Below are 13641 nucleotides of genomic sequence, written 5' to 3'. Positions count from 1 at the left end.
TAAAAAAAACGAATTACAATATGAACTTAAGTAATTTAAAACCTGCAGAGGGATCTACTAAGACAAGAAAGAGAATAGGACGTGGTACCGGTTCTGGTCTAGGTGGTACTTCTACAAGAGGTCATAAAGGAGCTAAATCAAGATCTGGATACTCTAAGAAGATTGGTTTTGAAGGTGGGCAGATGCCTCTTCAACGTCGGGTACCTAAATTTGGTTTTAAGAATATTAATCGTGTGGAATATAAAGCTATTAATTTGAATACTATTCAGACGCTTGCTGAAGCTAAGAATTTGGTAAAAATTGGTTTAAGTGACTTTATTGAAGCAGGATTTATCTCTTCAAATCAGTTGGTAAAAGTATTAGGTAACGGAACTTTAACTAATAAGCTGGAAGTAGAAGCTCATGCATTCTCTAAGACTGCAATTGCTGCTATCGAAGCTGCTGGTGGAAGTGTAGTAAAACTCTGATTCAATGAGAAAAGCTATTGAAACATTAAAGAATATATGGAAGATTGAGGATCTGAGACAGCGGATCCTCATCACCATATTGTTTGTGGCAATTTATCGTTTTGGGTCTTATGTAGTATTGCCAGGTATTAGTCCGGCTATGCTGACAAAATTGCACGAACAAACAAGTGAAGGGCTTTTGGCCTTGTTAAATATGTTTTCTGGAGGAGCATTCTCTAATGCATCTATTTTTGCATTGGGAATTATGCCTTATATCTCTGCATCTATCGTAATTCAGTTGTTAGGAATTGCTGTACCATATTTCCAAAAACTGCAACGTGAAGGTGAGAGCGGCAGAAGAAAGATGAATCAATATACTCGTTATTTGACGATTGCTATATTGTTAGTTCAGGCTCCTTCTTATTTGCTCAATCTTAGGGCGCAGACTGGCACTTCCTTGAATGCTTCATTAGATTGGACTCTGTTTATGTTTACCTCTACTGTTATTTTGGCAGCAGGTAGTATGTTTATTTTGTGGCTTGGTGAAAGAATTACTGATAAAGGTATTGGTAATGGTATTTCATTTATTATCTTGATTGGTATTATTGCTCGTTTCCCGGATGCTTTAATTCAGGAAGTTGTTTCTAGAGTTACGAATAAGAGCGGTGGTCTGGTCATGTTTATAATTGAAGTAGTGTTCCTGTTATTAGTGATTGGTGCTGCTATTCTTTTGGTGCAAGGTACTAGAAAAATTCCTGTACAGTATGCAAAGAGAATTGTAGGTAATAAGCAATATGGTGGTGCAAGACAGTATATTCCCTTGAAGGTGAATGCTGCTGGTGTAATGCCGATTATTTTTGCTCAGGCAATTATGTTTATTCCAATCGCTTTTATCGGTTATTCCAATGGTGATAATGCAGCAGGTGGCTTCTTGCATGCGTTTACTGATCATACAAGTTTCTGGTATAATTTCGTTTTTGCGGTAATGATTATATTATTTACATATTTTTATACTGCAATTACAATTAATCCGACTCAGATGGCTGAGGATATGAAGAGAAATAATGGTTTTATTCCGGGAATCAAACCAGGAAAGCAAACAGCTGAGTATATTGATGATATTATGTCCCATATAACTTTGCCTGGTTCTTTCTTCTTGGCATTGGTTGCTATTATGCCTGCTTTTGCTGGTGTATTTGGAGTGCAGGCCGGTTTTGCTCAATTCTTCGGTGGTACATCTTTGTTAATTCTTGTTGGTGTTGTTCTTGATACATTGCAACAAGTAGAAAGTCATTTGTTGATGAGACATTATGACGGTTTGCTTAAGTCTGGTCGTATTAAGGGACGTGCTGGTGTGGCGGCATATTAATTCTTTGATTGGAAATGATATTTCTTAAAACAGAAGATGAAATAGAATTGCTTCGTCAGAGCAATTTACTTGTTGGTAAGACATTAGCTGAAGTTGCCAAATTAGTGAAACCTGGTGTTACTACACGTGAGTTGGATAAAGTTGCCGAAGAGTTTATTAGAGATAATGGAGCAACTCCAACTTTTAAAGGATTTCCGAATCAATATGGTGAACCATTTCCCGCTTCAATCTGTACTTCTGTAAATGAGCAAGTAGTACATGGAATTCCTGGTGATATCATTTTAAAAGACGGTGATATTGTATCTGTGGATTGTGGAGCTTATATGAATGGTTTTTGTGGTGATTCTGCTTATACTTTTTGTGTAGGAGAGGTGGACGAAGAAATTCGTAATTTATTGAAGGTAACTAAAGAAGCGTTATATATTGGCATTCAGAATGCAGTGCAAGGCAAAAGAATCGGAGATATCGGATATGCTATTCAGCAATATTGTGAATCTCATTCTTATGGTGTAGTGCGTGAGTTTGTTGGTCATGGCATTGGCAAAGAAATGCACGAAGATCCTCAGGTCCCTAATTATGGTAAAAGAGGTTATGGCACTTTGATGAAAAAAGGTCTTTGCATTGCGATTGAGCCAATGATAACACAGGGCGACAGACAAGTGATTATGGAACGTGACGGATGGACTGTGAGAACCAGAGATCGAAAGTGCGCAGCGCATTTTGAACATACGGTAGCCGTTGGATCTGGTGAGGCAGATATATTGTCTTCGTTCAAATTCATTGAGGAAGTTTTAGGAGATAAAGCAATATAGTATGGCAAAGCAATCTGCAATAGAACAAGATGGAGTTATAGTTGAAGCATTGTCAAATGCAATGTTTCGTGTTGAATTAGAAAACGGACATGAGATTACTGCGCATATATCAGGTAAGATGAGGATGCATTACATCAAAATCCTGCCGGGTGATAAAGTGAGAGTCGAAATGTCTCCTTACGACTTATCGAAAGGAAGAATTGTGTTTAGATATAAATAAAATAAGATATGAAAGTAAGAGCATCATTAAAGAAACGCACGCCAGAATGTAAGATCGTTAGACGTAATGGCCGTTTGTATGTTATTAACAAGAAAAATCCTAAGTATAAACAACGTCAAGGATAATTTATTATTTTTGCAAAAAAAATAATTTAGTATATGGCTATAAGAATAGTTGGTGTAGATTTGCCTCAGAATAAAAGAGGTGAAGTTGCGTTGACCTATATATATGGAATAGGTCGCAGTAGTTCAGCAAAAATTTTAGATAAAGCTGGTGTAAACAAAGATCTGAAAGTTAAAGACTGGACAGATGAACAAGCTGCTAAGATTCGTGAGATTATCGGTGCAGAGTTTAAAGTAGAAGGAGATCTTCGTTCTGAAATCCAATTGAATATTAAGCGATTAATGGATATTGGTTGCTATCGTGGTGTACGTCATCGTATTGGTCTGCCGGTTAGAGGTCAGAGCACTAAGAATAATGCACGTACTCGTAAAGGTAGAAAGAAAACCGTTGCTAATAAGAAAAAAGCTACTAAATAATAATTGTTGATATGGCAAAAAAAACAGTTGCAGCTAAGAAGAGAAATGTGAAAGTAGACGCTAATGGACAGTTACATGTTCATTCATCTTTCAACAATATTATTGTTTCTCTTGCAAACAGTGAAGGGCAGATTATCTCTTGGTCATCTGCGGGAAAGATGGGATTTAGAGGTTCTAAAAAGAATACTCCTTATGCAGCTCAGATGGCTGCCCAGGATTGTGCTAAAATAGCATTTGATCTTGGCCTGAGAAAGGTAAAAGCGTATGTGAAGGGTCCAGGTAACGGACGCGAGTCTGCTATTAGAACTATCCACGGAGCTGGTATCGAAGTTACTGAAATCATTGATGTAACTCCGCTTCCGCACAATGGTTGTCGTCCTCCGAAAAGACGTAGAGTTTAATTTACCTTTAACTTAAAATGATCTTGATTTTGTTTTTGGATTGCAATAATTTCTTCTCTGCAATCGCGGCTGCAACAAATTGAGTTCATGAATAAACAATTAAATATTTAAAAGAAATGGCTAGATATACTGGACCAAAATCAAGAATCGCCCGTAAATTCGGTGAAGGAATCTTTGGAGCTGATAAAGTTTTGTCAAAGAAGAACTATCCTCCCGGACAACATGGTAATTCTAGAAAAAGAAAAACTTCTGAATATGGTGTGCAACTTCGTGAAAAGCAAAAAGCAAAATACACCTATGGAGTTTTAGAAAAACAATTCCGTAATTTGTTTGAGAAGGCAGCAACAGCTAAAGGTATTACCGGTGAGGTATTGCTTCAGTTGTTGGAAGGTCGTCTTGACAACGTAGTATTCCGTTTGGGTATTGCTCCTACGCGTGCTGCTGCTCGTCAGTTGGTTAGTCACAAGCATATTACAGTAGACGGTGAAGTGGTAAATATTCCTTCATATGCAGTAAAACCAGGACAATTGATTGGTGTTCGTGAAAGATCTAAATCTTTGGAAGTTATTGCTAATTCTCTCGCAGGTTTCAATCATAGTAAATATGCTTGGTTGGAGTGGGACGAAACTTCAAAAGTTGGTAAGTTGTTACATATACCTGAAAGAGCAGACATTCCTGAGAACATTAAAGAACATTTGATCGTTGAATTGTATTCTAAATAAATAATTAATTTCATGGCGATATTAGCATTTCAAAAACCTGATAAAGTATTAATGTTGGAGGCGGACTCCAGATTCGGTAAATTCGAATTCGTCCGTTGGAACCGGGTTTTGGTATTACTGTCGGTAATGCATTACGCCGTATCCTTCTCTCTTCATTAGAGGGTTTTGCTATCACTACTATCAGAATTGATGGTGTGGAGCATGAATTTTCTAGTGTACCGGGAGTAAAAGAGGATGTTACCAACATTATCTTGAATCTGAAACAAGTAAGATTTAAGCAAGTAGTTGAAGAGTTCGAGAGCGAAAAAGTGAGTATCACTGTCGAGAATTCTAGTGAATTTAAAGCAGGTGACATAGGTAAGTATTTGACTGGATTTGAAGTGTTAAATCCGGAATTAGTTATTTGTCATTTAGATTCCAAATCAACTATGCAGATTGATATTACAATTAACAAAGGTCGTGGATATGTTCCCGCTGATGAAAATCGCGAATTTTGTACGGATGTTAATGTAATTCCAATTGATTCTATTTATACACCGATACGTAATGTCAAGTATGCGGTAGAAAACTATCGTGTTGAACAAAAGACTGACTATGAAAAGTTGGTACTTGAAATTACTACCGACGGTTCTATACACCCGAAGGAAGCGCTGAAAGAGGCTGCAAAAATTCTGATTTATCACTTTATGCTGTTCTCAGATGAGAAGATCACGCTTGAAAGTAATGATTCTGATGGCAATGAAGAGTTTGATGAGGAAGTATTGCATATGCGTCAGTTGTTGAAAACTAAACTTGTTGATATGGACTTATCTGTTCGTGCACTCAATTGTTTGAAAGCTGCTGATGTAGAAACACTTGGTGACTTAGTACAATTCAATAAGACTGACTTGTTGAAGTTTAGAAACTTCGGAAAGAAATCGCTTACCGAGCTGGATGATTTGCTGGAAAGTCTGAATCTGTCGTTTGGAACCGATATTTCTAAATATAAATTAGATAAAGAATAAAAAATGAGACATAATAAAAAATTCAATCATTTAGGTCGTACTGCTTCTCATAGAAGTGCAATGTTATCTAACATGGCTTGTTCTTTGATCAAGCACAAAAGAATCACTACGACTGTTGCAAAGGCAAAAGCTTTGAAGAAGTTTGTTGAGCCTTTGATTACAAGAGCTAAAGACGACACAACAAATTCTCGTCGTGTTGTATTTAGTAATTTGCAAGATAAGTTTGTGGTAACTGAATTGTTCAAAGAAGTTTCAGTTAAGATTGCTGATCGTCCAGGTGGTTATACTCGTATTATTAAGACTGGTAATCGTTTAGGTGATAATGCTGAAATGTGTTTCATTGAGTTGGTAGACTACAATGAAAACATGGCTAAAGAGAAAGTTGCTAAGAAAACTACTCGTACTCGTCGTTCTAAGAAGAGTGCTGAAGTTGCTCCTGCTGTTGAAGCTCCTGCAACTGAAGAACCAAAAGCTGAATCAGCAGAATAATTCAACAGTTATTCTTATAGATATAAAAAAGACTACTCATAATGGAGTAGTCTTTTTTGTTTATTTTCTAAAGATACATTAAAAGATTTTCAGGGTGAACAATTCTCATAAATATTCTGTTATATTTGTAGAAGAATATGGCAAGATTTGTAAAGGTAATATTATTTCTGTTGCTAACAGTTGTCCTGCATGGGATTGCAAGCAATATTTCCAATGAAAAATTGGAACGAGCAGAGTATACCTCTGTAGTTCATATAGTACATCAAGATCAAATCGGTGCCCCGGAATTCCCATATTTGCCTGTTGCAGAATTGACTAACAATTTGCAAAGTCATCAGGTTGTAGTCTCACGTATACAACGTGTGCAAACCAGTGAATATTTCTTTTTATTAAAAAACTTCCTACAAAATTGTGCAGAAAGAGAGAATTCTTTATCATTGCATCGGGAAAAAATCTACGCAACAACGGTTTCGTACTATTGTCAACCATCGTGTGAATATTATGTATTTACTTTAAAGCATATTATTGTTTAGGAGTTTGATTATTAGTGTAAACTTGTTAATTGCTTCTATGTAATGATTATATATTAGCAGACCTTTTATTATCTATTTTTACTAATAATCAAAATTTCAAATAATATGGCAACTCAAACTATTGATGCAACTATATTTGCTTCTTCACATCCTGATATCGCTAAACGTACGAGTATTTCTGGAATTGTATTCTCATGTATAATGTTATTAATAGGTATCTTATCTTTTGTTTCTACTTTTGAGTTGGAAGATAAGTCATCTACAGTTAGTATGATATTAATGGTATTGGGAACAGGTTTATTCCTTATTGGAATATTCCGTATGTTTTGGAAATCAAAAGAAGTTGTTTATGTTCCAACTGGCAGTGTTGCTAAAGAGCGGAGTGCTTTCTTTGATTTAAAGCATATGGATAAGTTGAAAGAACTAGTGAATTCTGGAAATTTTTCGATAGATTCAGAAATCAAAAGTGAAACAAGCGGGAATCTTCGTATGGACATAATACTTTCTGAGGATAATAAATTTGCCGCTGTTCAGTTGTCTCAATTTGTTCCTTATACATATCAGCCCATAACTACTGTTCATTATTTTACGAATGGAGAGGCTGCAACTGTGGCTGCTTTTCTTGCAAAAAGTAAAATGAATTAATAAGATTTTGATTCTTTAAATTTGATGGGGATTTAGTCGTCAATGACGGCTATCCCCATTTTTTTCATTAAGAAGCAGGCGTTCATGTTTTGTGCAACTCCGTCTTTCATTTTATAAGAAAAAGTCAGTTCGTTATTAGTGATATCTGCTTCAAAACAATAATTATGGATATTCTTTGGGAAGGAATTTGCCAAACTACTTAATAATAGATCATGGGTGGCGATAATGCCATTAGCATTCATATTCATAAATTGTTTTATAAGAGCAAAAGAACCTTTTTGTTTATCTACCGAATTTGTTCCTTTTAGAATTTCGTCGAGGATAATGAATAAATCTTCCCCTGTTTGAAGCTTATCAATGATTAATTTTAGTCGTTTTAGTTCTGCAAAGAAATAAGACTCGTTATCAGTCAGTGAGTCACTTGTCCGTAGACTGGTGATAAGACGGGCAGGAAATATCTCCATCTGTTTGGCCCATACAGGCGCACCTATGCAGGCTAAAAGATAGTTGATTCCTACCGTACGTAAGTAAGTGCTTTTTCCTGCCATATTTGCCCCCGTAATAATTATAAAGAATGGACGTTTTTCTATACTTATTCCGTTTCTAACACATTTATTTCGATCCATAAGTGGATGTCCTAAAGCTTTTGCTTGTAGATGAAATGATTGCAAGCTTATTTGCGGATAGATAAACTCCGGATGATTGTAGGAAAAGGTAGCTAGCGAACAATACGCATCAAATTCTCCAATAGCTTTTAACCAACGAGGAAGATCAGAGGCATGAGATTCTTTCCATTTTTCAATTCGCATTACTTGTCGTAACTCCCAAAATAAGAGACCATTCAAGATAGTACTCATTAATAAGTTATTGCGTTGGTCAAGTGCATTCATCAGTTTGGAGAGGCTATGTACAGCTTGTGAAGCTGTTTGATTTTTGCTGGTTAATTCAGTTTTTAATTCTTTTAGGATAGAACTATGCATCTCTTTTTTCTCAGTGAGAAGAATTTGGTCTGCATACGTAGATAATATTTGCAGCTTTTCTCCGTAAGTCACCTGCATTTTAGTAATTCCTTTTGAGAAAATGAAACTAAATGTGACAAAGCATACAAATACTACTCCGGCAATACTACCTGGAATAACTCCCAAAATAGAAGCACTGATACATAACATATTAGCAATAGTGACTATACTTGGTAATATTCTAAGAAATGAGTGTTTGCGATAATAACTAGCACTGGCAGCCCATTGATTGATTTCGAAAATATCAGCAGATTTCCCTTTGTATAGTAAACCTAATACGCGAAACTTTTGCCGAAATTCCAGGTCTAAAGATAATTCGCGTATGGCTATTTGCCGTTGTTCAATACTTTCTTTATCTTCGAGATGGTGGTTGAACCATTCGGCAAGTTGTTGCTTGCCAATAGGAGTCGAACTTCGGTTGATGTATTGAAAGAGTGAGTGATCTCCAAATACATCCAAGTCGAAAGTATAGAGATGAGATGGATCGATATATTCTTTACCACCGTCAAAATTAGAAAAGTCGTATTGGATAGCACAGAGTTCTTGGTCATTAATCTCTATTTTCTTTTTTAAAAAGTCTTTTCTATAAAACCATCGATTATGCCGTTTCACTAGCCAGATAAACAGGAGGAGAGGAAAAAAAGAAAAAAGAAGGATATATTCCCAACCCTTATCCCAAAAGTAAAAAGCAGCTACTACGGCTTCTATAAACATAAATAATCGTAATAAGCTGATATTTCGGATCTGCTTGCGGGTTTTTTGTAATTCCTGCTCTGATTCGAGGATTATTTTCTGATAGTTTTCTATGATGTTTTCCAATGTTTCCATAAATTAGTTTACTTAAAATAAATTAGCTTTGGACAAAGGTACTATTTATTGTAAAGGTTAAGAAAGAAGATTATCACTCATAAATGTAGATTTACTGTTTATTAACGTTCGTATAAATACATCTATTTCTTCTGCATGGTTATATAGCAGAGTATGATCTTCCTTCTGGAGAGAGTATTATCGTTTATCATTTTACATTTTTTCTTTTTCCAAACTTGTTTTTATGCGGTTTAATATATAACTTTCCACACAAAAAGGCGTTAAGTAAGAGAGAAGGAGGATAGCTTATGAAAAGAAGATGTATTTTATGGTTACTTTTAGGTGCAATTAGTCTTCCATCAATTGCGCAAAATGTTATTTATTCCAATCTGAAAGAATTACTCACTCAGGATGGTGATACAGTTGCTGTATTAAGGGTTGAAAAGCGTTCTAGGAATCAGATTGTCTTATCAGGGGGGGCTGATTACCGGATAACGGCTGGTGAGGATGAGTCGATGTGTCGTTTATTGAAGAAGCGTTGTTTTGCTGTGCGTACAAATGAAGGAGATCTTTATGTAAATTGTCGTAAATTGCGCTATAAGAAGTTACGGTTTGGAGCTTGGTATGCTCCTGCAGTTCAGTTGGGTAATAATATTTATTTTTGTGCGATGCCCTTAGGTTCCAAGATTGGTGAGAATTTTGTAGAGGCGGACGATGTAAAACTTGGAGGTAATGTTGGAGATGCTTTGGCAGCATCAGGTTTGGTAACCAAACGTGTATGTTACGTACTCAATGGTGAAATTGGTAAAATTGATTTTCTGGGGCAAGAAGAAATGCTCAAATTACTAAAAAAATATCCGGATTGGAAGGAGGCTTATCTGAATGATGGTAGTCAGGAAGCGGAGAACACTTTTAAATACCTATTGATGTTACAAAAGCAAAAGAAGTAGCTATTTTTATAAAATTCCTATTTTATATTCTGGTTTTGAGACTCATTTGAATACTGTTATTTACTAGAACTAAAGCTAATCAATTTTCATATAATAAATAAGTTGATTTTCTTGTCTTTATATAAGTTTTTTCTTATCTTGCGAAGAGTTATAAGACAGTCTTGTTTACGGTTTGTAATCTTTGATTCTGTTTATTATGAGAATGACTCTTGGCGACACATTACTTCTCTATCCAACTTTTGTAGAAGGTATCCGGAGAGCTTCCAACCGTGGTTATATACTTACCTCGGGAAAAGTTCCTGTAACACCCAATAATACATTACGTTATATCCTTTCTGAACCAACTAAGCAACTCACTATTGAATTAATAGAAAAACCTTGTATCGGAAATTGCAGATACTATTTCCGTCCGGCAAAAAAAATGATCTTAAAGTCTATTGAAGAATGCATGATAGATATATTGAGGTAAAAGCTTTTCAGACGATAATTGACAATAGTATTATTATATGTTTTTATAAGTTACTTTTGTATGGTGGAACAGGCCAGAATTGGCAAAAAATGATGCAATATAGTCTGGTTACACAATGCCTTAGAAAGCTGATTCATGAGCAAGCTTATGTTATTGAATCCAGATATATGTTAGAATTTTTTTATTTCACCACGTCTCAGTGTTTTGCGTATTAATGTAACCAACTCCATGGTGACCAGCCAATTCCATAATCAGTTCAATAGGCGTATTTCGGTACAAATGGATGTTGCTAATAATGTTCAGATATCCGCAAAAGAATGGATGTACATAAATTTTCGAGATATTGCTTTTGACATACTCAATACGCTTTTGAATGCAAAACGATTGAAACTTAATCTTATTCAAGACGAAAAATTACAAGAACGTCTGTTTGTTTTTTCCAATTTAGGAGAAATGAATGTTTCACAGCGTAAAGCTACTTATAGAGTAGGGATTATTTCTATCATAGCTGAAGGCGATAGTTCACATATTTCACACGATATATCCGGAAGTGGATAGAAGATATTCTGGAAGTATCTTTGGGGCTAAAAGAAGTCGTGAAAAGATATAAACTTTGTTCGGTTTATTATAGTAATATAATATCGTTGATTTATTAGAATATTTTGTTTAAGGAATCGACTACCATAACCTTTGGAAAACGTCGTTATTTCGGGAGTGTTTCCTAAGAGTAAAGGAAAGAAGTACAATTTATAAAAGATAATAAATATATAAAGAGAAACATAAGACGGTTGCCTTTTTAGAAAGAACGGAGTTAGAGTACTAACACATTCTTTATCCTTTTTCATCTCGTTAATACTGGTAACTGTTATGCCGGATAAAAAGTCGTTTTCTTATCGACTTTTATCCGGCATTTGTCGATTCTCATCCTTTAGATGGCTAGAAAACTTTACGCTATTTCTCTATCTTTTCTACTTTTGCTCCGCATTTCCTATTAACACTTGTTTTTATATTTGTTGTTAGAATGATAATATTTATCAATAAGGCTATAAATATATGGAAACTTAATCTGTTAATTGAGTTTTCTATATATCTTTGTTCCGTTTTTCCTATTATTGAGGTGAAATTGAAGAAAACTAGGAGTCTAACCAAATAGAAAACGAGTGATGATGGAACATGGAAAAGACGCTTCACAAAGGGCGGAATTGAGAGAACGGATCATAATGACATCAACAGAAGCATTTACTTCAAAAGGTATCAAGTGCATTACAATGGATGATATTGCGGCAGCCTTAGGAATATCAAAACGTACTCTTTATGAAGTCTTTGCAGATAAAGAAACGTTGCTGAAAGAAAGTATTTTGAAGATTCAGCAAGATAGGGATAAATATCTGCAGGAAGTATATGAGCATTCATCGAATGTATTGGAGGTGATTCTTGCTGTTTTCCAGAAGAGTATAGAAATCTTCCATAAGACGAATAAGCGTTTCTTTGAAGACATTAAGAAATATCCAAAGGTATATGCAATGATGCAAGATCGTCAGGATAGTGATTCAGAGAAAACTATGTTTTTCTTTAAATCGGGTGTTGAACAAGGAATTTTCCGTTCGGATGTCAATTTTGCGATCGTTAATCTACTGGTACGTGAGCAATTTGATGTTCTTTTGAATACAGATATTTGCAGTGAGTATCCTTTTATTGAAGTGTACGAATCCATTATGTTCACATATATACGGGGAATTTCAACAGAAAAAGGAGCGAAAGTATTAGAAGACTTTATACAAGAATATCGTAAAAACCGGATCGGGCATATTAATGACTGAATTCCGGTGACAAACAATTAAGGATTAATTAAGAATGAGATTATGAACAGAATGAAGAAATTGACAGGCAAGAGGTTACTTTTGACAGCGATAGCGGTTGGAGCATTTGGTCTTGCAAAGGCTCAGATAGCAGATTCACCGCAGGACACGTTGGTTCTGACGTTGAATAAAGCCATAGAAATCGCATTGGATGAGAATCCAACGATGAAAGTGGCTGCAGATGAAATAGCCTTGAAAAAAGTGGCAGGTAAAGAAGCCTGGCAGAACTTATTACCCGAGGCTAGCCTGACGGGAACGTTAGATCATACGATTAAAGCAGCTGAAATGAAATTGAACAATCAGTCGTTCAAAATGGGACAAGACAACACTAATACAGCAAATGCAGGGTTGAGTATTAATCTGCCATTGTTTGTACCGTCTGTTTATCGGGCTATGTCGATGACGAAAACAGACATAGAACTGGCTGTGGAGAAGTCGCGTGCATCTAACAGGATTTAATAAATCAGGTTAGTAAGGCATACTATCAGTTGATGCTTGCACAAGATAGTTATAATGTACTTCAAGGAAGTTATAAAGTAGCAGAAGACAATTATAATGTAGTGAAAGCAAAATTTGAACAAGGAAGTGTTAGTGAATTTGATAAGATCAGTGCGGAAGTACAGATGCGTAGCATTAAGCCTAATCTGATTTCCGCCGAGAATGCTATTACTTTGGCAAAATTACAGTTGAGAGTATTGATGGGCATTACTGCGAATGTAGATATTAAGATCAATGACAATCTGACAAATTACGAAACTGCTGTTTTCGCTAATCGACTATCAGAAGAACATCTGGGATTGGAGGATAATACGACAATGAAGCAGATGGACCTGAACATGAAACTGTTGGAGAAGAATGTAAAATCTTTGCGGGCAAACTTCATGCCTACATTGTCAATGAGCTTCTCTTATCAATATCAGTCTCTGTATAATCCGAATATTAATTTCTTGAAGTATAACTGGAGCAATAGTTCCTCTTTGATGTTTAATTTGAGTATTCCTTTGTATCGGGCAAGCAATTTCACTAAGTTGAAATCTAACCGGATTCAAATGCGACAGCTCGATTGGAATCGTATCGATACGGAAAGAAAGTTGAATATGCAGATAACGAGTTACCGCAATAATATGACTGCCAGTTCGGAACAGTTAGCTAGTAACAAAGAGAATGTGATGCAAGCAGAAAAGGCAGTTCAGATTGCTGAGAAGCGTTATGATATCGGTAAAGGAACAGTGCTTGAACTGAATAGTTCGCAGGTATCGTTAACTCAGGCGCAGCTGACTTACAATCAAGCAATTTATGATTACCTGGTATCTAGAGCAGATCTTGACCAGGTTTTGGGAAAAGAACAAAGATAGAC

At 35.7% G+C, this 13641-nt stretch carries 17 protein-coding genes and 2 pseudogenes; 18 read left to right on the top strand and 1 reads right to left on the bottom strand.

All coding sequences use genetic code 11. The annotated features are described in order from the left end of the window. The first annotated feature begins 20 nt into the window (after nucleotides 1–20). From rplO to JCM17102_RS12940, 12 genes and pseudogenes are all read left to right on the top strand, one after another. A complete protein-coding gene (rplO, locus tag JCM17102_RS12990; protein WP_025075450.1) occupies nucleotides 21–467 on the top strand; it encodes a 50S ribosomal protein L15 in 447 nt (148 codons plus the stop codon). 4 nt (nucleotides 468–471) lie between these two features. Continuing rightward, nucleotides 472–1815 carry a preprotein translocase subunit SecY gene (gene secY, locus JCM17102_RS12985; protein ID WP_025075449.1) on the top strand — a complete coding sequence of 448 codons (1344 nt, stop codon included), beginning with the start codon at nucleotides 472–474 and terminating at the stop codon, nucleotides 1813–1815. 14 nt (nucleotides 1816–1829) lie between these two features. Beyond that, entirely contained in the window at nucleotides 1830–2627 is a 798-nt protein-coding gene (gene map / locus JCM17102_RS12980; protein ID WP_025075448.1) for a type I methionyl aminopeptidase, read from the top strand. Between the two features lies 1 nt (nucleotide 2628). Next, nucleotides 2629–2847 (top strand): translation initiation factor IF-1, encoded by a 219-nt coding sequence (infA, locus tag JCM17102_RS12975; RefSeq protein ID WP_002558052.1) that lies wholly within the window; start codon nucleotides 2629–2631, stop codon nucleotides 2845–2847. An 8-nt stretch (nucleotides 2848–2855) separates the two neighbouring features. Beyond that, nucleotides 2856–2972: a type B 50S ribosomal protein L36 gene (gene ykgO, locus JCM17102_RS29770; RefSeq protein ID WP_002558051.1), complete on the top strand. Its 117-nt coding sequence runs from the start codon at nucleotides 2856–2858 to the stop codon at nucleotides 2970–2972. Nucleotides 2973–3005: 33 nt separating this feature from the next. Then, a complete protein-coding gene (gene rpsM / locus JCM17102_RS12970) occupies nucleotides 3006–3386 on the top strand; it encodes a 30S ribosomal protein S13 (RefSeq protein ID WP_025075447.1) in 381 nt (126 codons plus the stop codon). An 11-nt stretch (nucleotides 3387–3397) separates the two neighbouring features. Further along, nucleotides 3398–3787 (top strand): 30S ribosomal protein S11, encoded by a 390-nt coding sequence (rpsK, locus tag JCM17102_RS12965; RefSeq protein WP_004296327.1) that lies wholly within the window; start codon nucleotides 3398–3400, stop codon nucleotides 3785–3787. Between the two features lie 116 nt (nucleotides 3788–3903). Beyond that, on the top strand, nucleotides 3904–4509 hold the full coding sequence (rpsD, locus tag JCM17102_RS12960; RefSeq protein WP_025075446.1) for a 30S ribosomal protein S4: 606 nt from the start codon (nucleotides 3904–3906) through the stop codon (nucleotides 4507–4509). A gap of 12 nt (nucleotides 4510–4521) precedes the next feature. Next, nucleotides 4522–5513: pseudogene (locus JCM17102_RS27590) on the top strand (DNA-directed RNA polymerase subunit alpha). Between the two features lie 3 nt (nucleotides 5514–5516). Next, on the top strand, nucleotides 5517–6002 hold the full coding sequence (gene rplQ / locus JCM17102_RS12950) for a 50S ribosomal protein L17 (RefSeq protein ID WP_025075445.1): 486 nt from the start codon (nucleotides 5517–5519) through the stop codon (nucleotides 6000–6002). Nucleotides 6003–6139: 137 nt separating this feature from the next. Then, on the top strand, nucleotides 6140–6535 hold the full coding sequence (locus JCM17102_RS12945; RefSeq protein WP_025075444.1) for a DUF8440 family protein: 396 nt from the start codon (nucleotides 6140–6142) through the stop codon (nucleotides 6533–6535). Nucleotides 6536–6640: 105 nt separating this feature from the next. Then, nucleotides 6641–7180 carry a DUF8460 domain-containing protein gene (locus JCM17102_RS12940; RefSeq protein WP_025075443.1) on the top strand — a complete coding sequence of 180 codons (540 nt, stop codon included), beginning with the start codon at nucleotides 6641–6643 and terminating at the stop codon, nucleotides 7178–7180. 32 nt (nucleotides 7181–7212) lie between these two features. Here the strand turns inward: JCM17102_RS12940 and JCM17102_RS12935 are convergent, their stop codons facing one another. After that, on the bottom strand, nucleotides 7213–9027 hold the full coding sequence (locus JCM17102_RS12935; protein WP_025075442.1) for a MutS family DNA mismatch repair protein: 1815 nt from the start codon (nucleotides 9025–9027) through the stop codon (nucleotides 7213–7215). A 287-nt stretch (nucleotides 9028–9314) separates the two neighbouring features. Between JCM17102_RS12935 and JCM17102_RS12930 the strand changes: the two genes are divergently transcribed. The 6 genes and pseudogenes from JCM17102_RS12930 to JCM17102_RS27580 all read left to right on the top strand — a co-directional run bounded on the left by JCM17102_RS12930 (nucleotide 9315) and on the right by JCM17102_RS27580 (nucleotide 13639). Then, the gene (locus JCM17102_RS12930; RefSeq protein WP_025075441.1) at nucleotides 9315–9956 is read left to right on the top strand and encodes a DUF6563 family protein; all 642 of its coding nucleotides are present in this window, start codon (nucleotides 9315–9317) and stop codon (nucleotides 9954–9956) included. Between the two features lie 196 nt (nucleotides 9957–10152). Beyond that, entirely contained in the window at nucleotides 10153–10425 is a 273-nt protein-coding gene (locus tag JCM17102_RS30920) for a hypothetical protein (RefSeq protein ID WP_148302059.1), read from the top strand. Continuing rightward, complete coding sequence (locus JCM17102_RS32500; protein ID WP_025075439.1) at nucleotides 10401–10640, top strand: hypothetical protein; 240 nt, start codon at nucleotides 10401–10403, stop codon at nucleotides 10638–10640. Before JCM17102_RS30920 ends, JCM17102_RS32500 begins: the two co-directional genes overlap by 25 nt. 13 nt (nucleotides 10641–10653) lie before the next feature. Then, complete coding sequence (locus tag JCM17102_RS29040; RefSeq protein ID WP_025075438.1) at nucleotides 10654–10983, top strand: urocanate hydratase family protein; 330 nt, start codon at nucleotides 10654–10656, stop codon at nucleotides 10981–10983. Nucleotides 10984–11588: 605 nt separating this feature from the next. Beyond that, nucleotides 11589–12245, top strand: coding sequence for a TetR/AcrR family transcriptional regulator (locus JCM17102_RS12910; RefSeq protein WP_033886838.1), 657 nt, complete (start codon nucleotides 11589–11591; stop codon nucleotides 12243–12245). A gap of 42 nt (nucleotides 12246–12287) precedes the next feature. Beyond that, nucleotides 12288–13639 (top strand): annotated as a pseudogene (locus tag JCM17102_RS27580) (TolC family protein). Nucleotides 13640–13641 lie beyond the last annotated feature (2 nt).

It is taken from the genome of Bacteroides faecichinchillae JCM 17102 (assembly GCF_000614145.1).
Classification (GTDB): Bacteria; Bacteroidota; Bacteroidia; order Bacteroidales; family Bacteroidaceae; genus Bacteroides; species Bacteroides faecichinchillae.
Note: the sequence above shows the minus strand (reverse complement) of the source record. Positions and strands in the feature narration are given on the sequence as shown.

Excerpts from the sequence above, each read along its gene's own strand:
- JCM17102_RS12935 (WP_025075442.1), bottom strand. The coding sequence starts at position 9,027 with ATGGAAACATTGGAAAACATCATAGAAAACTATCAGAAAATAATCCTC.
- JCM17102_RS30920 (WP_148302059.1), top strand. The coding sequence starts at position 10,153 with ATGAGAATGACTCTTGGCGACACATTACTTCTCTATCCAACTTTTGTA.
- rplO (WP_025075450.1), top strand. The coding sequence starts at position 21 with ATGAACTTAAGTAATTTAAAACCTGCAGAGGGATCTACTAAGACAAGA.
- JCM17102_RS29040 (WP_025075438.1), top strand. The coding sequence starts at position 10,654 with ATGGTGACCAGCCAATTCCATAATCAGTTCAATAGGCGTATTTCGGTA.
- JCM17102_RS12945 (WP_025075444.1), top strand. The coding sequence starts at position 6,140 with ATGGCAAGATTTGTAAAGGTAATATTATTTCTGTTGCTAACAGTTGTC.
- rpsD (WP_025075446.1), top strand. The coding sequence starts at position 3,904 with ATGGCTAGATATACTGGACCAAAATCAAGAATCGCCCGTAAATTCGGT.
- rplQ (WP_025075445.1), top strand. The coding sequence starts at position 5,517 with ATGAGACATAATAAAAAATTCAATCATTTAGGTCGTACTGCTTCTCAT.
- rpsK (WP_004296327.1), top strand. The coding sequence starts at position 3,398 with ATGGCAAAAAAAACAGTTGCAGCTAAGAAGAGAAATGTGAAAGTAGAC.
- ykgO (WP_002558051.1), top strand. The coding sequence starts at position 2,856 with ATGAAAGTAAGAGCATCATTAAAGAAACGCACGCCAGAATGTAAGATC.
- infA (WP_002558052.1), top strand. The coding sequence starts at position 2,629 with ATGGCAAAGCAATCTGCAATAGAACAAGATGGAGTTATAGTTGAAGCA.
- map (WP_025075448.1), top strand. The coding sequence starts at position 1,830 with ATGATATTTCTTAAAACAGAAGATGAAATAGAATTGCTTCGTCAGAGC.
- JCM17102_RS12930 (WP_025075441.1), top strand. The coding sequence starts at position 9,315 with ATGAAAAGAAGATGTATTTTATGGTTACTTTTAGGTGCAATTAGTCTT.
- JCM17102_RS12940 (WP_025075443.1), top strand. The coding sequence starts at position 6,641 with ATGGCAACTCAAACTATTGATGCAACTATATTTGCTTCTTCACATCCT.
- secY (WP_025075449.1), top strand. The coding sequence starts at position 472 with ATGAGAAAAGCTATTGAAACATTAAAGAATATATGGAAGATTGAGGAT.
- rpsM (WP_025075447.1), top strand. The coding sequence starts at position 3,006 with ATGGCTATAAGAATAGTTGGTGTAGATTTGCCTCAGAATAAAAGAGGT.
- JCM17102_RS32500 (WP_025075439.1), top strand. The coding sequence starts at position 10,401 with ATGCATGATAGATATATTGAGGTAAAAGCTTTTCAGACGATAATTGAC.
- JCM17102_RS12910 (WP_033886838.1), top strand. The coding sequence starts at position 11,589 with ATGATGGAACATGGAAAAGACGCTTCACAAAGGGCGGAATTGAGAGAA.